Origin of the sequence: Methanocalculus chunghsingensis, assembly GCF_018132105.1 — an archaeon.
GTDB classification, from domain to species: domain Archaea; phylum Halobacteriota; class Methanomicrobia; order Methanomicrobiales; family Methanocorpusculaceae; genus Methanocalculus; species Methanocalculus chunghsingensis.
In genome coordinates this window covers 62,912-84,108 of the sequence record NZ_JWHL01000007.1, presented here as the reverse complement: position 1 = coordinate 84,108, position 21,197 = coordinate 62,912, and the positions used below count along the sequence as shown (strand labels likewise).

The window sequence follows — 21,197 nt, the reverse complement described above, 5'->3', positions numbered from 1 at the left end:
CTTCGGGAGATTCAGCGTCGGTCCCGCCTTGAACAGCATGTGGAAGTGATCCGGGCTGCACTCGATGTTGGTGACTTCAACCCCGAAGGTTTCAGAGATGCTGTGGATCTTGGTCTTCAGGAGATCCACATACCGATCATCGACAAAGACTCCTCTCCGGTACTTGACACACTGCACCAAATGGTAGTGCAAAGCATAGACCGAATGGGCGCCCTTATCTAATCGATAGTCCATAGTTGCTATCAGGTATGATGAACCATAAAGGTTGCGGGAGCTCGTAGACGGCTCTCATCCCCCAGCTTGCGCAAGGGGACTTCTCGCCTGTGGAGTTAAAAAGGGGGGAGAGTACCTCGAATGGCAGATTCTGCTGTTCCGTTTACAGCATCCGCCCAAACGCAAGGATCTCCCGGCCATCTCTCTGGGAGATGATGAGAATATCGCCGTTCAGTGAATATGTGGAAGCCTGGGTGATCAGGAAGAGGAACCGCCGCTCTTCTTCCATAACGCTCTCATCCGTGCAGTACATTTCGGTTGCGACCGGGTGGCTGATGACAATCTGGTTCTTCCCTGCCCGGTACTCGGCTGCGTAGCTGTTGCATCCGGCATTCCCCTGAAGTGTTCCATCCCCGGAGAATGAGATGGTTGCTCCCGCAGTTGCCCGGATGGTCTGCCCATCATCTCCCATATAGGAGATGAGCCTCCAGGTTGTTCCAGAGAGCCCGCCATCCCCGGCAACACATCCTGCGGCAAGGAGTGTGACGAGGACCAGGACTCCGGTGATCAGGGTTCGTCTCTTCATTCTTTCTTCTCTCCTGCAAGGAATCTGTCAAGCACAGATCTACATCGTCTGAGCTCCTCCTCCTCCTCAACCTGTCGGGTGGCATCGATTCCGGTGCTGATAATATGGGTAACCTCCCCCCTCTCATCGGTGATGGCGGTATTTGACCAGTCGATCATCTTCCGGACTCCATCCTTTGCTATCCAGGCGGCTCTGATCCGGGCACTCTTCTTCGTTCTGGTAAGTGTGGTGATATGTGACCGGATTCCCTCTACCATCTCCGGTGTGAAAAAGATATCCCAGATATTCCGGCCGATGACCTCGGCAGCGAGATACCCGGTCATCTCTTCTGCTTTTCGATTAAACCGGGTTATCCTTCCCTCCGGATCAAGGACGAAGATGACGGCATCAACCGTCTCAATAAGCGTCTCTGAAAGATCCCGGGCATGCCGGAGCTCTTCCTCTCCTTTCATCCATTCGATGGTCCACCCGATACGTTCCGCAAAGAGGGTGAGGAGACGTTCTTTACTCTCCATGTATTCCGGATCCTCGTCTCTCCCTCCAAACCCTGCCTCAAAGGTTCCGGCCGGCACACCATTGGCGATGACCTGGTGGGAGAAGACGAAGGGGAGTCCATCAGGAACACCGCTTTCATATATCTCATCATTATGGGTGATTCTGACTGCGGTTGTTCCCCGCTTTGACCAGCATCTCCCGATGACACTGACGATCTCAGAGAGGATCTCCGGCAGGGTGATCCGGGAATCGATGGAGTCGGAGAACTTATGGATGCATTCTATCTCCTGCACTCTCCGCTCCAGAAGATCCTTCTGGGCCGTCAGCTCAATCTCCATCGCTTTTCGATCCGAGATATCGTTGCCGACCGAGAGGACGCCGATCATCTCTCCATTTTCATCCCTGATCGGCCGGTTGGACCACCGGACCCAGACGAGACGGCCGTCTTTTGTGATATTGGCATTCTCATTGCGCCGGTAGGCATCTGCCCCGGTACATATCTGCTGGATAAGCAGGCGGAGATCCCTGCCATCCATCTCTTCCGGCGGGACGATCGTTCCGATGACGCTCTCCCCGATGACCTCCTCCCGTGAATATCCGAAGAACTGCTCGGCAAAGTCATTGAAGAAGATGATCCTCCCTTCATTATCGAGCTTCAGAATGATTGCATCAGCCATCTCAACCAGATTGCGGTACTGCTGCTCCCGTTCCTTCAGCTCATCGACCATCCGGACATGATCGGTGATATCCACCATGACGATGACATAGACCTCCCGGTGCGCATCATCCATCGATGGGATGATATGGATGTGCAGATCCGTCCTCTCTCCGCCCGATTCAAGAACCGGATACTCGAAGACCTCCTCACGCTCCGTGGTATGATCCCTGATCGTGGCGAGGAGATCAATAATCGCCGGATCCCTTGCAGGGATATAGGCAATATCCCTGCCTGTCATCTCATCCGCAGGCTGGCCGATGAATGCCGCACATGCTTCATTGATGAGGATGATCTGTCGGTCCGCATCAAGGATCATGATCCTCTCACGCATCGTCCCGATGAGGGAGGTGAGTGGGAGGCGGTGTGCGAGGGAGTAGATCTTCGCCATCCCGACCGTCCTCATCTCGACCTGTCCGGATGCATACATGCTGTCGAGGTACCTCCCGGTCGAGTGCTTATTCCGGCCGAGCGCACGGGCTACCTCGGTGACGCTCATCCCCTTGGGATGTTTTTTCAGGAGATCCCTGATCTCGGCGAACTCTCTCCGCGGTGATTCCATTCGTTCATATTTTGAATGTTTAAATATATAATAATTCCCTTTATTGGTAACATATGTTTCATACAATACTACTCTAATAGGTAACATATATAGGGAAATATTATATACTATAAAGTACAATCGATATTCACCAATAGAAATGGAGCTATCAATGACGAACTCTCCTCATAGAAACACATGTATCCGGGTACTTCTCCTTGCCGCCGTCATCATCGCCGGTATCACCGTACCTGCCCTCGCCGGTGAGAAGTACATCTCAGGAACGCCGGAACTCAGAACCGCGATCACAGGGACGAATGAATTCTCCCCTGGAGAAGAGGCGTTTATCCATGTCAGGATTGAAAACACCGGGATAACTGATGCCAAGATCATCAGAAGCGACATCATCACACGGGATGACCGGCCTGATACCGCGAAGATGGCCCTTGTCGGTCTAAAAGCCGGCTCTGCCCCCCTCAGCATCAAGACCGATGATCAGATGGTCGGCGATATTGCCGGTGGAAGCAGTGCAACAGCAACATTTACTGTCCAGATTGACGAGGATGCGGCAGCAGGGCGGTATGCGGTGCCGATCACCATCGAGTACACCTATCTCTCCTCTGCAGAACAATATGGTGATGACCTGATCCGGTACTTCTACACGACCAGTATCATTGAGGAGCATCTACAGCTTGTTGTGAAGCCGGATCTCAGGCTTCAGATCACCGGGATACAGACCGAAGCCCTCAATGTCGGAACAGAAGGGTTCGTCACCGTATCTGTCCGGAATGTCGGCTCTGAGGATGGTCGTTCTGCCACCCTCAGGATCCAGAGGAGTGATGCAAGCCCGCTCATCCCGACGGATGCAAGCTCCTTTATCGGTGATCTTCCTGCAGGTGCGGAGGTGACGCGGATCTTCAAGGTCGCTGTCTCGAAGAATGCCGCACCCGGTGAGTATCCCCTTGATATCTTCGTCGATTATAAAGATCGCAACGGGCAGATGAAGACCTCGGATCCGAGGACGGCGGGGATCTCAACAGGAGGAAAGATTGAGTTCTCCGCCGTCTCCCCGCCATCTGTGGTGGCCGTCGGTCAGAAGACGGTTATCGATGTCGAATACAAAAATATCGGTGAAGCGACAGCATATCGTGCAACAGCCCGTATCTCAGCGGTTGATCCCTTCACATCAAACGATGATACCGCGTACCTCGGTGATCTTGCACCCGGGGAGACAGCCGTTGCCAGGTTCATCCTGAATGTTGATGGTGCCGCCGTCGAGAAGCTCTATGGCCTCGACTCCGAAGTCCGGTACCGGGATTTCCTTGACAATACCCAGATATCAAAGACGATGAAGGTCGAGGTGGAGGTCGTTTCACGTGAGCGTGGTATCGCCCCAATCATTATCGTCTTTCTCCTGATCGGACTTGTTGGTGTTGGTTACTGGTATTATCGGAAGCGGCAGTAACCCTTTTTTAGGAGACGACTCTCAGCATGCGGATCTATGAATTATTCTCTGAAGGTGTCAACCGCTATCCAAAACAGATAGCGATGGCGATTCTTCTTATCCTTGTGATCGGGCTCTATGGGATGACTCTCACTGAGATGGAGACGGGTCACGAGACCTATGTTGATCCCGATACCCCACGGTTCATTCTCCTTGATAAGTATCTCAGCACGTTCTCATCTGAGTCTGTGATGGTCCTTATTGAGACTGAGGATGTCACAAACCCTCTCATCCTCAGGTATATGAGTGATCTGCAGGAAGATCTTGCACGGGAACGATATGTGACAGATGTAACCGGGATCACCGATTATATCCAGAGGGCAAACGGAGGTCTTCTTCCTGTCTCGATAGCAGAGGTACAGGCAGCAGAAGAGGATATTGATCCGATGCTCTATGAGAGGCTTGTACCAACCTCATCGATGACGATCATTCAGGTCGTCCTTGAACCCGGCCTTCCCATGGAGACGCAGTTTGTCATCATCGAATCCCTCGATACAGTCATCACCCTTTCAGATCCTCCACCCGGCGTAACGGTCGGGCTCACTGGAAACCCAGCCTTTTCAAAGCAGATGATGGATGAGATGGGGACCTCAATGGGAATGCTCATCGGCATTGCGATGCTCCTGATGGTCCTTGCCGTTGGCCTCCTCTTTAGTGCGGTCCGTTACAGGCTTCTTTCTGTTGCCATCGTCGCAAGCGGTCTCATTCTGACCTTCGGATTCATGGGGCTGGCAGGATTAAAGATCAATATGGTGACGATCGCCGCATTTCCGGTTCTCATCGGTATCGGGATTGATTATGCGATCCAGTTCCATTCGCGGCTTGATGAGGAGGTCAGAAACTACTCGCTCCCTGAAGCGGTGAAGGAGACGATGACCCGGTCGGGTCCCTCAATTCTGTATGCGATGCTTGCAACCTCTGTCGGTTTCATAGCGATGTGGACCTCTCCTCTCCCGATGATCAGAAGTTTTGGCGAGGTCTGTGTCATTGGTGTTGTCTGCTGCTATCTTGCAGCACTCTTCATCGTCCCGATCTTTGCGACCCTCTTCAGGTACGAGCCCAAACCCGTTCCTGTGAAGAAGGGGCTCTCAGCAGGTGATCGGTATAACCAGGGGCTTGGCGCAATGGTTGGTGGGATCTCACGATTCCCGATCATCATCCTCGCCGTCTGTCTGCTTCTTGCCGTCGGCGGATACTCTGTTGATGATCAGATTATCGTCAATACTGATGAAAATACATTTGTACCGCCGGATATGCCTGCAAAAGTGCAGATCGACAAGGTTACGCGGGCGATGGGCCCGGCATCCGCGATGCCAATCTTCGTCAGGGGAGATCGGGTCTCTTCCCTCGACTCCATCACCTGGATGCATGAGTTCCAGCAGTATCTCGGAGAGAAAGATATGATCACCGGGACCCGGAGCATTGCCGATCTCATCATCCAGTATAATGACGGCTCTCTTCCCGAGACTGATGCCGAAGTTGCTCTTATCCTTGAAGAGGTACCTTCCAACGTCCGTGATCATTATATCAGCGGCCACTCGATGGCGCTTATCGAGATATCGACCATTGATATGGATGCCAATATAGGAATGTCATTTGTCGATAATCTTGAGCATGACATCATCTGGTATCAGCCACCTCCCGGCATCACAGCAACCCTGACCGGTGAGGGAGAGTTATTTACAAATCTCATCCGGGAGATTCGCGAGACGAAGACGCAGATGACCATCCTTGGATTTTTGATGATCTTTGCCTTCCTCTTCCTGGTCTATCGGCGGGCGTTGAAGGCGGCGATCCCGCTCATCCCGATCATGCTTATCGTCGGCTGGAACAGCCTGATCATGCACTCCCTTGGAATTGACTATACTCCAATGACGGCAACACTTGGATCGATGACGATAGGCATCGCCTCAGAATATACCATCCTGATAACCGAGAGGTACTATGAGGAGCGGGAGAGGGGGCTTCCAAAGATGGATGCTATCCGTCAGAGTGTCCAGAAGATCGGCACTGCGATCACCATCTCCGGCCTTACCACCATCTTCGGTTTCTCGGCCCTGATCACCTCGAGTTTTGGAATGATCAGCAACTTCGGTGTTCTCACTGTCATCTCAGTCGGATTTGCCCTGATGGGAGCGATCATCGTGATGCCCGCCATCCTCTCGCTCATCGGTAACGGAAAGAATGATCAGCCGGCCGGATCCGCTCAGGCAGAGTGAGCGACCAATTTTTCTTTTTTACAGGTGTATATAGTACAATGCAGTATCCACAATCCGGCGACACCATCTTTGTTCATTTCACCGCACGCCTCGATGACGGCACCATCATCGAAGCGTCAGAGGATGGCAGCCCGATTGAGGCTGTTCTTGGTGCAGGAACGATCAATCCTGCCTTTGATGAGGCCCTGAGGGAGATGGCTGAAGGGGAGAGCCGGGTGATCACCCTTCCGCCCGAGAAGGCGTATGGAAAATATAATAAACGCCTCATATTTCGGCTGAAGCGCAAGCGGCTTGAATTCAAGGATGATCCAAAACCCGGGGATCTCGTCCGGGTCGGACTTCCCGATGGAAAGAAGGCAGTGGTGACGGTGGAGGCGATCGACCCGAAGTACCTCACCGTCGATGCCAACCACCCCCATGCCGGTGAGACGATTCACTATACCCTCACCCTCCGGTCTTTCATCCCGGGAGAGTTTGAGGAGAAGAGATGAGTGGGAAGACCATGGAGATGAAGAACCAGATCCATCTGCTGGACTGTATCGATGGGATGGAGATGATGGATGCAGGCTCAGTCGATCTCATCGTCACATCGCCGCCATACAATATCGGGCTTTCGTACTCTGTCTACGATGACACCCTCACCCGTTCCGAGTACCTGGACTGGATGGGTGAGATCGCCGGTGCCGCATCACGTATTCTCTCCGATGAGGGTTCTTTTTTCCTCAATATCGGGGGCACACCGAAGGATCCATGGATTCCAATCGATGTTGCAATGGAGTTTCGGAAAAGGGGGTATATCCTTCAGAATATGATCCATTGGATCAAATCGATCGCGATTCCACGATCTGATATCGGATCCTACAATCAGAATATCAGCGGCGATATCTCTGTCGGCCATTTCAAACCGATCAACAGTAAGCGGTATCATAATGACTGCCATGAGTTCATCTTTCATTTCACAAAGACCGGTACTGTACCGATCGACAAGCTTGCAATCGGGGTCCCGTACCAGGATAAGAGCAACATCGGCAGATGGAAGCAGGCAACAGCAGATCGCCGGGATCGCGGGAACACATGGTTCATTCCGTACGAGACAATCCAGGAGAAACGCCCCCACCCCGCCGTCTTTCCGATCGGCCTGCCGGATCTCTGTATCCGTGATCATGGGATCGACCGGTGCAGGCTTGTGCTTGACCCCTTCATGGGAATCGGATCGACTGCGATTGCCTGTATCCGCCTCGGAATTGATTACATCGGCTTTGAGATCGATGCCTCGTACCGGGAGATAGCCTCTGACCACATCCAGAGAGAGATGCGCAGGCGCGGAGATCCCGGCCCGGCCGAGGATAGCTTATTGAACAGGGTTGTCTAACTGATATCATTCGGAGGTTACTGTTATCCCTCTTTCGTACTTCTCCTTCCTCAACGAGATCAGGGATCCGATGCTGGTCTTTGATCAGGCCGGCGTGGTCATGATGGCAAATGAGGCATTCGGGGATCTTCTCAGGCGCCCGAATGAGGAGTTCTTCGGGATGACCTGTCATCAGATCCTTGCAGATCTCACCGGAAGGCGGGATCACAGCTTCTGCGCCCCTGATGGACCGCCCCGGCCCGGCGATCTTGTACTCCCGCTCTATCATCAGGATGGTATCTCAATCCTCTCCGGGACTGTTACTGCTGTCCGTAATCCCGGCTATCCCGGCTGGTTCATCCTCACCATGACAGCAGTCGGCATCCCCGAGATCGAGGGCGCTCCAGAAGAGGCATACAGGAAGCTTCTGCATGCCATCCATCTCATCATGGTCCTTGATCGCGATGGGCGGATCGTCTTTGTCAATCAGTTTGCAGCCTCATTCTTCGGATATACACAGGATGAGATGCATGGATCAGATCCCATGTCATTTCTCATTGAAGATGAGGAGTCAGAAACGGCATTCGACTCCCTCATTCGGGATGCACGGGAGAAGAAGGCGGAGATCGTCTGGCGTGAATTTGCCTGTTTAAGAAAAAACAGGGATGCAGCCTGGACATCATGGATAGCAACACCGGTTGGCACTGCCGGGGAGATCCTCTGTGTCGGGTATAACAGGACGGGGGGACGGCGTGCGGAGGAGGCGGTTGCCCAATCAGAGGAGCGGTTTCGGATCGCTGCTGAATCTGCCGGTGATTTCATCTATGATATCGATCTGAAGACCGGGGCGGTACAATGGTTTGGACCGATCGATGAGTATCTTGGTTATGAGCCCGGTGCAATACCTCGGAGTATTGACGGGTGGCGGTCACTTGTCAACCCCGACGATCTCCCATCGATTAATGCTGCCTTCCAGAGGCATCGGATAACCCGGGAGCCTTTCAGCATCCGGTACCGTGTCGTTGATAAGTGGGGGAATCTCCGCTGGTGGGAGGATCGTGGTCGTATTCTCTTCGATCGGGATGGAATGCCGGACAGGTTTATCGGGGTAAATATCGATATCACCCGGAAGATAGAGGCAGATGAGGCGATCAGGCGCCATCTTCGCCATCTCAAATTCACAAACAGGATTCTTGCACTCTCCTCCGGTATCGATCCCCCGGAGACGGTGATTCCTGCGGTGATTGGGGCACTTATTGAAGAGATCCCCTCTACCGCAGGGGGGATCATCCTTCAGCCGGCCCGGGGAAGAGATCCGTTCGTCTGGGCATCCGGGATTGGAGCCGACGATCTCCGGCAGCTTGCCCGCTCCAAGGCAGAAAGCAATCCCCTGATGACTATCGATACCATCGATGCAGGAGAGGGAAGGAGCGGTCTCTTGATCCTCAGGAAGGTATCGGACCAGCCGTTCTCTCCTGATGAACGGGAGATGATCGCCATTGCCTCGCAGCTGATCGGCACCTATCTCGAACGGAGCTATCTTCGTGAGGAGCTTGCCCTCGCCTACGAGGATCTCTCCCTCTTTGTCGATATCATGTCTCATGATATCAATAACTCAAATGCTATTGCGATGGGGTACACCGAGATCCTCAGGGATGGTGATGAGGGATCCGCGGAGGGGTATATCACACGGATCATCGACTGCCTGGTGAAGAATGCAGAGATCATCCGGGATGTCAGCACCCTCAGGAACCTGCGATCCCGACGGGATCGCCTCACCCGGACCCCTCTTGATCCCGTTATCCGGCGGGAGATTCGTCATCGGGAAGGGGTTCCGATCGAGTATGAAGGGACGGACGTTGTCGTCCTTGCTGATGATCTCATCTCTGAGATCTTCACAAACCTCATCGGCAATGCTATCAGGCATGGAGGCCCCGGAACGACAATCTCCATCACTGTTTCAGAGAATGGAGACGAGGTCGTCATCTCGGTTGCAGATACCGGTTCCGGCATTCCTGATGACCTGAAAGCCAGGGTCCTGGATCGGCATAGAAAGGGTAAAAGCCGCACATCCGGATCAGGTCTTGGCCTCTTCATCGTTCATAAGCTTGTGCAGCGATATGGGGGGAGTATCCTGATTGCTGATCGGGTTGCCGGCCATCCCGGAGAAGGTGCTCTCTTCATCATCACCCTGAGGGGTGTCGGAGTATCAGCCTGACCGAAGCAGGGAGATGAGTTGCTGCAGGTCATGATCCCGTACCGGCTTAATCATACATGCAACCGGCGCGGTCGCTTCGGCCTGTTTAATCATCCCTTTATCAGAGTATGCCGTCAGGAAGGCTATCGGTCTGGGGGTGGTCTTCTGTATCTCTTCTGCCACCATGATCCCGTCTCCATCTCCCTTCAGCCTGATATCCATCAGGACGCAGTCTGGCAGGGTCTCGAGGATCCCCCTGATTGCCGTCTCTGCGGTATCTGCGGACCCGACAACGATATGGCCGAGGGTTTCAACCCTCCGCTCAAGATCGAAGGCGATGATGGCGTTATCCTCAACGATGAAGAAACGGAGTCTCTTCTCCCCGGTTGTCATGGGAACCTCACCTCCCACCCATCCGGTATTATTTCGAACTCTCCCTGAAGCTCCCGTTTGACGAGTCTCCTGACGATATTGATCGAAAGCCCCTCAGGCTTATGATGGCCTGCTCCGGCGAGTATACTGAGGATATGTTCATCACCGGATCGGGAGATGGCGATCCTGATCTCTGGTCTTCCTTCGGATCCGATGCCGATGGTGATCAGTTCATTGGTGATCAGTCCAAGAGCGATGGCGCGGTCCGTGCTGAGGTGTATCCCCTCATCCATGACCGAGAGGGTGATCGCCCCGGCCGGGAGCTCGAATGATCGCCCGAGCTCAGAGATGAGAAGGGTGAGATACTCCCCGATATCCACTTCGGCGATCATCGAGCGGGCGTAGAGGTGTTCATGGACGATGGAGAGAGAGATGATCCGGTTCTGTGTCTCCCTGAGAGCTGCATTGACATGGTCATCAGAGCTCTCCATCATCTGGAGGTTGATGAGGCTTGCGATCAGCTGAAGGTTATTCTTGATCCGAAGGTGCAGTTCACTGAGGAGTGCCTCCTTTTCAGAGAGTGCGGATCGGATCGTCTCTTCTGCCGCTCTCCTCTCCGTCGTCTCCTCGATGATGACTGCATATCCGGCATTGCCTCCCTCGAAGGCTGCCGGGAGGATCTTGATGGTAAAACTCCTCTCCTCCCCACCAATGGTCTGAATATAGTCAGGAATCCTCTGTTCCCTCTCCCGAAACTTCGGGATGGAGGAGAGGAAGAGATCAGTTGAGAGTATCGGGAGGGTGGATCCCTGAATCTTCTCACCGAGGATATCCTGTTTGGCTGCCTCTGTTAGGGAGAGGTACTGATCATTGGCATTGACGATCCTGAGCTGGTCATCAAGAAGGACAATTGCATCGGATGAAAACTCGATCATCGCAGAGATCGGAACCCTTTCGGAGAGGAAATAGACCTTCGCCGGCCCGACCGCCTTCATCTCCACTTTCCCTGCGATGGTGAGCATATTGACATATTTTGAGACTGAGTTTCTGTTCAGCCCGATCTCACGGGATATATCACTGATACTCATCCCACGCGGTTCATTTCTGAAGAGCTCAAGGATTGTTGTCAGGTATTCTTCATGATCATCGTGCATCGCAATCGTCAGGGGTACCTTTGGCGCCTTGTCACAATAAGATTGCTCATGACCATGCCGATGCATATAAGAACGGATACAGACAGAGATCGATATACCTGATGCAGAGACGTGACAAGGATACCCAAAGCCTCCTTTTCCTCCGATATGGAGGGCAGAACAATTCCGATCTCTGGATTGTGACCATCGGCCTGACCTCAATCCTCTCGATCCTGGCAACCATCCTGCTGCTGGATATGGGTCAGACGGATGTCTATCCGCACCTCTTCTACATCCCGATCATCCTTGCAGCATACCGGTACAGGCAGGACGGAGTCATCTACGGGACACTCCTTGCCGGTGCATATCTCCTCCTCCATGGGCTTATTCTCCCTGAACCTTCCGCACTCATCGATGCCCTCTTCCGGTCCTTTGTGATGGCCGGGGTCGGTGGGATCGTCGGCCTCCTCTCAGGCAGGCTCTCTGAAAGTGAGGAACGGTACAGAAAATTTGCCGAGAATGCAGAGGATATCATCTACAGGATCGATCTTGTTCCGGAACAACGGTTTGCATATGTAAATCCCGCTGTCACCCGGATCACCGGGTACACCCCCGAAGAACATTATGAAAACCCGATTCTTGGATTTCGGATAGTCCATCCTGCTGATCGCCATCTCCTCAACAATATTCAGGATGGGGAACGGGTCAATGAACCGATCATCCTCCGCTGGATCAGAAAGGATGGTTCGGTCATCTGGGTTGAACAGCAGAACACTCCGATCTATAACAAAGAAGGAACCCTCATTGCCATCGAGGGGATAGGCCGGGATATTACCCGTAGAAAGAAGGCAGACGAGACCCGGCGCCTCCTTGCTTCGATCGTTACCTATTCTGATGACGCTATCCTCAGCCTCAGCACCGATGCAAAGGTTCTCAGCTGGAATAAAGGAGCAGAAGAGATCTTTGGATGGACTGCCGAGGAGATGATCGGCACAGATTATCAACGCGTCATCCCCCCTGAGGATCGTGCGATCTTCAGATCATACTTCTTTGAGATGGTGGCGAGAAAGATCCCACAGAGGAGACAGATAAACAGGCTCCATCGCTCAGGGAAGAAGATCCGGCTCGCCCTCTCCATCGCCCCGGTCCTTGATGAAAATGGCGCCATCATCGCAATATCCGGGATTATGCGGGACATCACCGACCAGATCAGGATGGAGGAGGTGCTCCGCCGGTCTGAAGAGCTCTACCGGGCACTCTTCTATGGAACAAGTATCCCGACAGCCCTTCTTGAAGCGGATGGGACCATAGCCCTTGTGAATGATGGCTTCTCCCGGCTCACTGGAGATGATCCTGATATGCTGAAAGGCCGTTTGTTCCCCCTCATCTTCCCGGAATCCCGCCGTGAAGAGATTGCGGCGATCCTCTCCTCATGCAGTGTCGGGGATGATCGTGCCATCCGGGAGATCGGGGCATCGATCATCAGGCGGGATGGGGAAGAGCGAACCCTGATCGGGAGATTTGCCCCGCTTTCGGAGAGCAGGCAGGTGATAATCAGTGCAATTGATATCACCGAGCAGCAGAAGATGATCCAGCGGCTTTCCGAAGGTCTTGAAGAGAAAGAGATACTTCTCAAGGAGGTTCATCACCGTGTCAAGAATAATATGCAGGTCGTCTCATCCCTGCTGCATCTCCAGGCTCTCACCCTCAGGGAGGATCAGTATGCCGAGATCTTCCGCGAAAGTGAGAACAGGATCACCTCCATGGCACTCGTCCATGAGACTCTCTACCGTTCGGAGACGCTCTCCCGGATTGATCTTCGGGATTATATCGGACGTCTTGCAGAAGAGGTGGTGCAGTCCTACGGCTCACCCGGTGGGATCAGCCTCACCTGCCGGATAGAGGATATCTCCCTTGATATCGATACCGCCATCTCCTGCGGCCTGATCATCAACGAACTCCTCTCAAATGCCTTAAAGCATGCCTTTGTCGGGCGTAATAAAGGAGAGGTCGTCCTCTCGTTTCAGAAGGGGGATAATGGCTGCCTCTCATTGACACTTGAGGATGACGGCATCGGACTCCCCATGGACTTTCATCCGGGTGATAATGCTCGGCTCGGGATCGAACTTGTGCGGCGGCTTGCCCGCCAGATCGGGGGGCGGCTTGCCTGGTCCGGGTGCGAAGGCGGCGGGACTATCTGGACGGTCAGGTTTCCTCAAGAGGAAGAGATGCCCTGATCGAAGCGACCAGATCCGGGTACGCATAGATATCTGCGAGTGCCATCCGGCGACGGATATCGTCCGGAAGGAGGGTGTCAAATGCCCATGTTCCGACAGGGGGGAGGGGGAGCCGGGATGCAGCGTCATCAGGGGTGAGGGCGGCGATCTGGTGAAGTGCCAGAGCTGCCGCCTTCTTCCCGTCCTCTCCTGCCGGGGTGGTGATGAAGACGGCATACGGGCCGGTCTCGATATGCCAGCCTGCGGGCAGGTGATGCCGGAGAAGGTGGGTGAGGGTTCCATTCTGCTGTTCCCCCAGAAATGTCCAGATCGAAACAAGGCTCCCCTCCGGCAGGGGTTCGTCGCTGATCATCATCCTGTCGGGACCGATACCGTCTGGCCATGAGAAGATTGCATCCCGGATAGCTTCCCTGACAGCATCATCGAGCGGGAGATCGGATCCCCTCTCTTCTGCCACCCGTGCAACCGACCGGGCAAGGAGGGGCGAGATGCCCCGGCCGCCTCCTCCTACCCAGAATGGCCGGGGGCCTCTCCGATCTGATGGGATGACGAGGAGTCCCCGCCTCTCATCATCAGAGGAGATAACCCGCCAGCATCGTCCTGCAAGGGTGAATCCTTCCGCAAGGGCGATCCCGATGAAGGAGGGATCCAGGGTTCCGATCACCTCGCCATCCGGGGTGACTGCCCGGTATCCCCCTCTCGCTGATATGACGGAACAGAGGGCGATCCAGTGTGAGCGGGAGAGGCGGACTTCAGCAGCAGGCCCGATGGCGATGAGATCGCCGTCCTTCTGAAGGTAGTCTGTGGCAAGGAGATGGCTGATTATTGCACCTGCATCGGCATGGCTGATACCTGCAAATGCAGGGAATGAGAGGAGCCTTCTCCTGATAGCCGTCTCCCCCATCCCCTTTGTTCCCTTCAGAAGGAGGAGAAGCTGTTGTACAAAGACATGGCAGGGGAACTGCGGTTCGATCAGAGGTTCAGCCTCATGATGGCGTGCCGCCTCGATGGCAGCAACGGCGATGAGTGCCTCTTCCCCGCTGGAAAGGATGAATGCCATCTCTGCCGGACTTCCCCTCCGTCCGGCCCTCCCGAGTCGCTGGAGGAAGGATGCGACCGAGTCAGGAGGGCCGTACTGCACAACGACATCCAGTCCTCCGATATCAATTCCAAGTTCAAGTGTACCAGTACAGATGATACATGCACTCCCCTCCCCTGCCATCCGGGCCTCTGCCGCATGCCGCATCTCTGACGAGATCGCCGAATGGTGGACTGCCACGGGCCCTGCTAATCCTGCAAGGCCTGCATGCAGCCTCTCAGCAGCGGATCTGCTTTGTACGAAGACGAGTGTCTTCTTCCCTCTGATTGACCTTGCAACAGCCACAAAACGCCTCTCCTCCTCTTCTTCAATCGAGAAGGAGAACCTCTTCCTCGCAGGGGGGGATGGGACCCGGACGAGCTGATGCGGCCGTGTGGGTTCAGAGAGCCATTCGAGGAGGTGATCCGGGTTACCGATGGTTGCAGAGAGGCCGATCCTCTGTATCCTCTCCCCGGTCAGGATCTCAAGCCGGTCGAGGAGGCAGCGGAGATGGACTCCACGATCAGTCCCGATGAAGGCATGGATCTCATCAATGATCACCGTCCTGAGGCCTGCCAGATCAGGTGAACGTATGGGATCTGAGAGGAGTACCTCAAGAGACTCGGGGGTGGTGAGGAGGATTCCGGGGGCCTCCCCCTTCAGCCAGGTCCGATCAGCCCGGCCGATATCCCCATGCCAGGCGGATGTCTCAATTCCCATCGGTGTTGTTATCCTGCTGATCCGTTCGAGCTGATCATTGATGAGTGCCTTGAGTGGTGAGATGTACAGGATAGAGATTCCTGCTCCGCCGCTCCTGAGGAGGTCGTCAATAGCAGGGAAGAAGCCCGATTCTGTCTTCCCTCCTGCAGTCGGTGCAAGGATAACGAGATCCGATCCCTGAGAGAATGCCCTGATCGCCTCCTCCTGGACCGCACGGAATGTATCCCAGCGGAGAGTTGAGATGAGGGCTTCACGGAGGACCGGATGAAGCCGGGAGAAGACGTCTGTCACAGAAGAGGGGTATGTATGCCGGGCATAGATACCTGACGGAGAAGATCAGATCTGGCCGGCATCAGGTGGGGGAAGCCCGAATGCCCTGATGATGACTGAGCGGAGGGTCTCTTTTGGAACCGCGCCGGTGACCCGGTCGATCATCGTCCCGTTCGCATAGAGGATGATCGTCGGAATCGCGGTGATGCCAAACTTCCGTGCGACTCCCGGGGATTCATCGGTATTGCATTTGGCAAATGAAACAAGCCCCCCCATCTCATGAGCCAGCGCCTCGATGACCGGTGCTACCCTCCGGCATGGTCCGCACCATTCTGCCCAGAAATCAACGACTGCAAACCGGTTCTCTGCTATGAAACCAGGAAAACTCCTCTCATCGATCGGCATCACGCCATGAAAGGATCTGCTCCTCTCGATCTCTGCGAGCCGGTCACGGGCGCGTTTCTGCCGGATATATTCGAGTTCATCATCCATGATATCTAATGATCAATCAATGATTATAAGTTTTTTTATCCCCGTTTCAGTTCAGAAATGGCCGCATATCTAAAATCGCTCTCCTCACGGGATAAACCGGGGATTGTGGCATACATCACTTCGTATCATGCCCTGCATGGGTTAAGTATATAAGCTAACGGCGACAATATACTTACTCCGAAGCGAGGTAGGGTAGTCAGGAGATCCCGACGGGCTCATAACCCGTAGATCGATGGTTCAAATCCATCCCTCGCTATCGTTTTTCTTAATTATTGCATCAGAGCAGTCAGCTTTTCATTACACCAATCAGCTCTGTTGATGATCCCGGAAATACACCAGATAAAAAAATCCATGATGTCTTCAGGGGCGACAGGTGTTCAGGATGAAAATGATGGGTATTCCCATGCATTTACAAAAAAAAGGTTATATCTCCAGTTTCATCTGGTATGTTCCATCAACGAAGTCGATTGAACGGCAGTTCGATCGCTCGCCCTCTATCTCAAGTGGATAGCAGCCGGTAAGGCAGCCACAGCAGAGATCCTCGGGGGCATGGCCTGTGGCCCTGATAAGTGCCTCAAGCGAGATGTGATGGAGGGAATCTGCAGCTATGCGGGAGCAGACCTGTTCCGGTGGCCGGTTATGGGCGATCAGCTCTTTCCTGGTCGGAAGATCGACGCCAAGGTAGCATGGAGCGATGATCGGGGGAGAGCCGACACGGAAATGCACCTCGCGAGCCCCAAACTCACGGACAAGATCGATGATCCTCCGTGACGTTGTACCACGGACGATCGAATCGTCGACGAGAACGACGGACTTCCCGGCAATATGTCCCCTGACGGGGTTGAGCTTCATCCGCACGGCATTCTCCCTCAGTTTCTGGGTCGGCATGATGAAGGTCCTCCCGATGTACCGGTTCTTGATCAGCCCCTCTTTGAAGGGGATACCTGATGCCTCCGAGTATCCTGTTGCAAACGCAGTGCCGGAGTCGGGGACTGGTGATATGATCTCGGCCTGAACCGGGGCCTCCTGGTGGAGCATCTCCCCTATCTTCTTTCTGACATCATAGACGAGCACGCCATCGATGACCGAGTCCGAACGCGCAAAATAGACATATTCAAAGATGCAGAGGCCGGTATGGTTCGACCGGGTGATCTGTCGGCACGAGATACCTTCAGAATCGATCCTGATCAGCTCTCCCGGTTTCATATCGCGCAGAAATTGAGCGCCGAGTGCGTCCATTGCAACACTCTCGGATGCAACCATGTACCCGTTCTCTGTCTTTCCGATGCAGAGGGGCTTGATACCAAGCGGATCCCTGAAGGCATAGATGGTGCCATCAAGCATTGCGATGACAGAGTACGATCCCTTCAGCTTCTGCATACAGAGGTTGATCGCCTCCTCCATCGATTCTGATCGGGTTAGTTCTCTGGCGATGATCGCGGCGATCACCTCGGTATCGGTGGTTGTTGCAAAGATATGCCCCTCATCTTCGTACTCGGATGAGAGGCGAGTGCTGTTGACGAGGTTTCCGTTATGAACGATAGAAAAGATATGTCCTTTGAACGAGAAGTTCAATGGCTGGTTATTCTCCGGCCTGTTCTCTCCGGTTGTCGGATACCGGACATGCCCGATTCCAACAGATCCGGTTAATCTGCTGAGGATATCACGGTTGAATACCTCAGCAATGAGGCCCTGTGCCTTATGATTATGGAGTTTGCCAGCATCAAATGTTGAGATGCCCGCACTCTCCTGCCCACGATGCTGGAGGGCAAAGAGGGCATAATACAGGGGGAATGAAACACCCTCTGCGTCTGCAATGCCGACGATGCCGCACATGATCCAACTCTAATGTGTTGGCCTCAAAGATTTCTTGCTGGTCCAGTTGTTGGAGCGCATCCGGGCACTCCGTCCGAATCCACATGCGGAACAAATTTTATGGCGTGCGTGATAGGAATTCCGACCACAGCGCCTGCATACGATGTGGGAATGCTTGTTGCGCAGACCCATTGATGGCGTACCTTTTGACATGAAAAATCACCTACTCTATTCGATCGAGGGGGATATATAGATCACATTATCCCCACGTACAATCAGTGTGCCGAGTCTCACAACTCCGCCATCTGTCTCTTCTTCTGCACCGTCAAGGACGAGGTTCATGTGAACATCATAGCCCTGAAGTATGCCGCGAATCTCACGGCCGCCTTTCAGTGAGATGAACACCGGTTGACGGTTTAAGACCTGTTCCAGAATATCAAGCGGTCGTTTTGTCATGAAAAATCCCTTCGCATCTCCCTGGAGAGTTACAATAATTGCGCGTGCGACGGACTTAAAGGTAGCGTACCATCTGAGATCCATTAAGTATCCCTGATGGCATATTGTATGAGAACCATGGCAGAGATCTCCATTCGCAAACGGCATGCAATCAAGAAGAGTCAGGTCGCGGAGATCAAAAAGATGCTCTCCGCATCGATCGGTGCTGAGGCGGCTCTTTTTGAAAGCAACCTTATTGAGCGTGCTGAGACTGATGCAGCAGTTGCACTCTATCTCATCGATAAAAAACCCCTCCTGATATCACGTGATACCTGGGCGTTTCCAACCCTTCGCGGTGCAGTTCTCCGGCCGTTCTCTGCCCGCCGTATCGTTGTCGATTCCGGTGCGGTCGCATTCATGGTCAACGGGGCCGATGTGATGCGCCCGGGTATCGTCTCGGTGAGCAGTGATGTTGTTGCCGGGGGTCCTGCCCTCGTCGTTGATGAACGGCATGGAAAGCCGCTTGCCGTTGTCATCGCCCTGTATGATGCAGCGGATATCCTCGCGATGGAGAAGGGGAAGGCTGCAAAGAATATTCACCATGTTGGCGACGAGATCTGGAACCTCGAGATATAAGGATACAATTAATAACTACCAATAGAAAGGATTCTACATGGGATTTCTTGATTCCATCATTGGCGGAAAGGGAGCCACCTCCAAGGAAGAGGACTATATGGATCTTGACCTTGCGGCCTATGAAGAGGCTGCGGGTGAAGAGCCTGCTCTGATGTATGTGAAGATAGCAACAATCAATGACCTCAAGGATACCCCGCGGGTCAAAGATGAGGTCTACAATAACAACATCGTGATCATCGATATCCAGAAGCTCAAACTCGATAAGATCACATTTGAGCGGGTGATGAAAGACCTCAAGGATGTGGCCAAGGACGTTAATGGTGATATAATCGGCATCGGCGACCAGCGGTACGTCGTAATTACTCCGACATCGGTGAAGATCTCACGGGAGAAGGTTGGCGGAGGCAATTAGGTGAAGCAGGCCCTCTCCGGACCCTGCCCTCTCTGTGGAACCGAGATAGAATATATCTATCAGACCGAGAATATTCCGTTCTTCTCTGATATTCTTCTCATGTGTGGCCTCTGTGAGGACTGCGGATTCCGGCTGACTGATACGATGATCCTCACCGAGAAGGAACCGGTACGGTTTGAGCTTCCGGTACAAGAGACAGAAGATCTCTCTGTGCGGGTCATCCGCTCAACATCGGGCAGGATCGAGATCCCGGAACTTGGTGTTTCAATCGAACCGGGCCCTGCATGCCAGGGATTCGTCTCGAATGTGGAAGGTATTCTTGTGCGCGTTGAGGGCGCCATCAGGACCGTTCTCCTCTCCGCCGACGATGATGAGAGACGTTCAGCAATTGAGGGGCTTGAGCGCCTATCCGATGCCAGGGAAGGGAGGGTTCCTTTCACCCTGATCATCGAAGATCCCTCCGGAAACAGTGCCATCATCTCTGAGAAGGCATGCAGAAGTCCGCTTCCTGTTTCTGAGGAGTGAACCGGGGTGGATGCCCTCCCCGCATTCTTCATCTGTATCATTGCTATCACCGTAGCGACCGCATACTTCCGTCTGCCCCCGTTTCCTGTTCTTTTTTCAGCCGCACTCCTCTTCGGTGGCCTGAGCGGACTTGATCCCGGGATGGTTATCCATTCGGCAAGCACCGGTGCAGGCCGTGTCTTTGCCATTCTTGGTGTTGCCGTCTGGGGTGGATCGATCATCGCTGCATCCCTTGCATCGGGTAATGGGATCTCCCGCCTCCTTGCCGATCTTCGCACCATATCAGGACGGCCCGGCCTCCAGGCAGGGCTTGCCGGATGGCTTCTGGCCGTCCCGTTTATGTGTGCGATAACCCCGTTCCTCGTCCTTGCCCCTCTTTTTCAGAGGTCTTCCTCTGACCCGGTGATATCTGCGCGTCTCCTCTCGATCATCGCAATCGGATCCGTCTTCTCGTTCGTCCTCATCGCACCTGCACCGGTGATGGCGACCCTCCTCCAGACACTGACGCCCGGAGTTGATCCCGTCATCAACCGGATCACCCTCCCTCTCTCGTTCCTCCTTCTTACGGCAATCATCCTTGTTCTCCAGCGGGGGATATCGGCAGATCCCCCGGATACCGGCACGCCGGGGAAGAGGATCCCTGCCTGGGCCCCGATTGCCACCCCGGTCATCATTATTCTTGCAGGTTTTCTCATACCGGGTATCGGTATCCTCGGCTCTCTCCCAATCGCCTTCATCGCCGGTGCAGGGGTCGCTCTGCTCCTCATGGCACCGGATCTGCGGAAGAAGGCGGTGAACGACGGGACGAAACATGCCGGGGTGATCATCTTCGATCTCTGTGGCGCAGGTGCCTTTGGCGGGGTGATAGCGGCGAGCAGCCTTCCCGGGGATGCCATCGCGCTCCTTGGAATGGCGCTGCCTCTTGTTATCCTGCCTTTTTTCCTTGCCGCCATCATTCAGACCGCACAGGGGTCAAGGGTCGTCACCGCAGTCATCACTGCCGATCTCCTCTCTGCAACCACGCTTCCTGAGTTTATCCCTGCGCTTCCTCTGCTCCTCATGATTGCTGCCGGAACAATGGTCATCAGCTTTGCAAGCGATCCTTTCTTCTGGCTCATCAACAGAACCACAAACGATTCTGTCAGAGGAACGTTCATCACCTTCACCCTCCCGCTTGCCGGAGCCGGTCTTGCGACCTTCCTCCTGGCACTCCTTCTCCTCTGACCGATGGGGGGGATTCATCATCATTCG

General features: G+C 54.0%; 19 protein-coding genes, 1 tRNA gene and 1 pseudogene. 11 read left to right on the top strand and 10 right to left on the bottom strand.

What is annotated here, in order from left to right; all coding sequences use genetic code 11:
• The 3 genes and pseudogenes from tnpA to RJ53_RS06120 all read right to left on the bottom strand — a co-directional run.
• On the bottom strand, positions 1–234 hold a 234-nt coding region (gene tnpA, locus RJ53_RS06130), incomplete at its 3' end, for an IS200/IS605 family transposase (protein ID WP_211530737.1).
• A 217-nt stretch (positions 235–451) separates the two neighbouring features.
• Positions 452–685 (bottom strand): annotated as a pseudogene (locus tag RJ53_RS11910) (META domain-containing protein); the annotation flags it as partial.
• Positions 686–795: 110 nt separating this feature from the next.
• Positions 796–2,571, bottom strand: a complete 1,776-nt coding sequence (locus RJ53_RS06120; protein WP_211530735.1) for a PAS domain S-box protein — start codon at positions 2,569–2,571, stop codon at positions 796–798.
• A 151-nt stretch (positions 2,572–2,722) separates the two neighbouring features.
• Between RJ53_RS06120 and RJ53_RS06115 the strand changes: the two genes are divergently transcribed.
• From RJ53_RS06115 to RJ53_RS06095, 5 genes are all read left to right on the top strand, one after another.
• Entirely contained in the window at positions 2,723–4,015 is a 1,293-nt protein-coding gene (locus RJ53_RS06115; protein WP_211530734.1) for a COG1361 S-layer family protein, read from the top strand.
• A 26-nt stretch (positions 4,016–4,041) separates the two neighbouring features.
• Entirely contained in the window at positions 4,042–6,273 is a 2,232-nt protein-coding gene (locus RJ53_RS06110) for an efflux RND transporter permease subunit (protein ID WP_211530733.1), read from the top strand.
• A 38-nt stretch (positions 6,274–6,311) separates the two neighbouring features.
• Entirely contained in the window at positions 6,312–6,764 is a 453-nt protein-coding gene (locus tag RJ53_RS06105) for an FKBP-type peptidyl-prolyl cis-trans isomerase (RefSeq protein WP_211530732.1), read from the top strand.
• Positions 6,761–7,645: a DNA-methyltransferase gene (locus RJ53_RS06100; RefSeq protein WP_211530731.1), complete on the top strand. Its 885-nt coding sequence runs from the start codon at positions 6,761–6,763 to the stop codon at positions 7,643–7,645. Before RJ53_RS06105 ends, RJ53_RS06100 begins: the two co-directional genes overlap by 4 nt.
• A 70-nt stretch (positions 7,646–7,715) precedes the next feature.
• A complete protein-coding gene (locus tag RJ53_RS06095; RefSeq protein WP_211530730.1) occupies positions 7,716–9,842 on the top strand; it encodes a sensor histidine kinase in 2,127 nt (708 codons plus the stop codon).
• Here the strand turns inward: RJ53_RS06095 and RJ53_RS06090 are convergent.
• Entirely contained in the window at positions 9,834–10,214 is a 381-nt protein-coding gene (locus tag RJ53_RS06090; RefSeq protein ID WP_211530729.1) for a response regulator, read from the bottom strand. The two genes, RJ53_RS06095 and RJ53_RS06090, sit on opposite strands and share 9 nt — an antisense overlap.
• Positions 10,211–11,413 (bottom strand): sensor histidine kinase, encoded by a 1,203-nt coding sequence (locus tag RJ53_RS06085; RefSeq protein ID WP_211530728.1) that lies wholly within the window; start codon positions 11,411–11,413, stop codon positions 10,211–10,213. Before RJ53_RS06085 ends, RJ53_RS06090 begins: the two co-directional genes overlap by 4 nt.
• A 35-nt stretch (positions 11,414–11,448) precedes the next feature.
• Here RJ53_RS06085 and RJ53_RS06080 point away from each other — a divergent pair, with 35 nt between their 5' ends.
• The gene (locus RJ53_RS06080) at positions 11,449–13,563 is read left to right on the top strand and encodes a PAS domain S-box protein (RefSeq protein WP_211530727.1); all 2,115 of its coding nucleotides are present in this window, start codon (positions 11,449–11,451) and stop codon (positions 13,561–13,563) included.
• On the opposite strand, the gene RJ53_RS11660 is transcribed toward RJ53_RS06080, so the two are convergent.
• Together RJ53_RS11660 and trxA are read right to left on the bottom strand one after the other, a co-directional pair.
• The gene (locus RJ53_RS11660; protein ID WP_211530726.1) at positions 13,532–15,652 is read right to left on the bottom strand and encodes a DEAD/DEAH box helicase; all 2,121 of its coding nucleotides are present in this window, start codon (positions 15,650–15,652) and stop codon (positions 13,532–13,534) included. The two genes, RJ53_RS06080 and RJ53_RS11660, sit on opposite strands and share 32 nt — an antisense overlap.
• 45 nt (positions 15,653–15,697) lie before the next feature.
• Positions 15,698–16,123 carry a thioredoxin gene (gene trxA / locus RJ53_RS06070; protein ID WP_211530725.1) on the bottom strand — a complete coding sequence of 142 codons (426 nt, stop codon included), beginning with the start codon at positions 16,121–16,123 and terminating at the stop codon, positions 15,698–15,700.
• A 181-nt stretch (positions 16,124–16,304) separates the two neighbouring features.
• On the opposite strand from trxA, the gene RJ53_RS06065 reads away from it, so the two are divergent.
• A tRNA-Met gene (locus RJ53_RS06065) sits at positions 16,305–16,379 on the top strand.
• Positions 16,380–16,546: 167 nt separating this feature from the next.
• Here the strand turns inward: RJ53_RS06065 and purF are convergent.
• The 3 genes from purF to RJ53_RS06050 are packed head-to-tail and all read right to left on the bottom strand — an operon-like array spanning position 16,547 to position 18,394.
• On the bottom strand, positions 16,547–17,959 hold the full coding sequence (gene purF, locus RJ53_RS06060; protein WP_211530724.1) for an amidophosphoribosyltransferase: 1,413 nt from the start codon (positions 17,957–17,959) through the stop codon (positions 16,547–16,549).
• A gap of 9 nt (positions 17,960–17,968) precedes the next feature.
• A complete protein-coding gene (locus RJ53_RS06055; protein WP_211530723.1) occupies positions 17,969–18,151 on the bottom strand; it encodes a 50S ribosomal protein L37e in 183 nt (60 codons plus the stop codon).
• 15 nt (positions 18,152–18,166) lie between these two features.
• Positions 18,167–18,394 carry an LSM domain-containing protein gene (locus RJ53_RS06050; RefSeq protein WP_211530740.1) on the bottom strand — a complete coding sequence of 76 codons (228 nt, stop codon included), beginning with the start codon at positions 18,392–18,394 and terminating at the stop codon, positions 18,167–18,169.
• A 117-nt stretch (positions 18,395–18,511) separates the two neighbouring features.
• Between RJ53_RS06050 and RJ53_RS06045 the strand changes: the two genes are divergently transcribed.
• From RJ53_RS06045 to RJ53_RS11855, 4 genes are read left to right on the top strand one after another with little or no spacing between them, the layout of a single operon-like run.
• A complete protein-coding gene (locus tag RJ53_RS06045; protein ID WP_211530722.1) occupies positions 18,512–19,009 on the top strand; it encodes an RNA-binding protein in 498 nt (165 codons plus the stop codon).
• Between the two features lie 37 nt (positions 19,010–19,046).
• Positions 19,047–19,421 carry a cell division protein SepF gene (locus tag RJ53_RS06040; protein ID WP_211530721.1) on the top strand — a complete coding sequence of 125 codons (375 nt, stop codon included), beginning with the start codon at positions 19,047–19,049 and terminating at the stop codon, positions 19,419–19,421.
• Positions 19,422–19,946: a ZPR1 zinc finger domain-containing protein gene (locus RJ53_RS06035; protein WP_211530720.1), complete on the top strand. Its 525-nt coding sequence runs from the start codon at positions 19,422–19,424 to the stop codon at positions 19,944–19,946. It begins immediately after the preceding gene.
• Positions 19,947–19,952: 6 nt separating this feature from the next.
• Positions 19,953–21,170, top strand: coding sequence for a GntP family permease (locus RJ53_RS11855; RefSeq protein ID WP_211530719.1), 1,218 nt, complete (start codon positions 19,953–19,955; stop codon positions 21,168–21,170).
• The last annotated feature ends 27 nt before the right edge of the window (positions 21,171–21,197 follow it).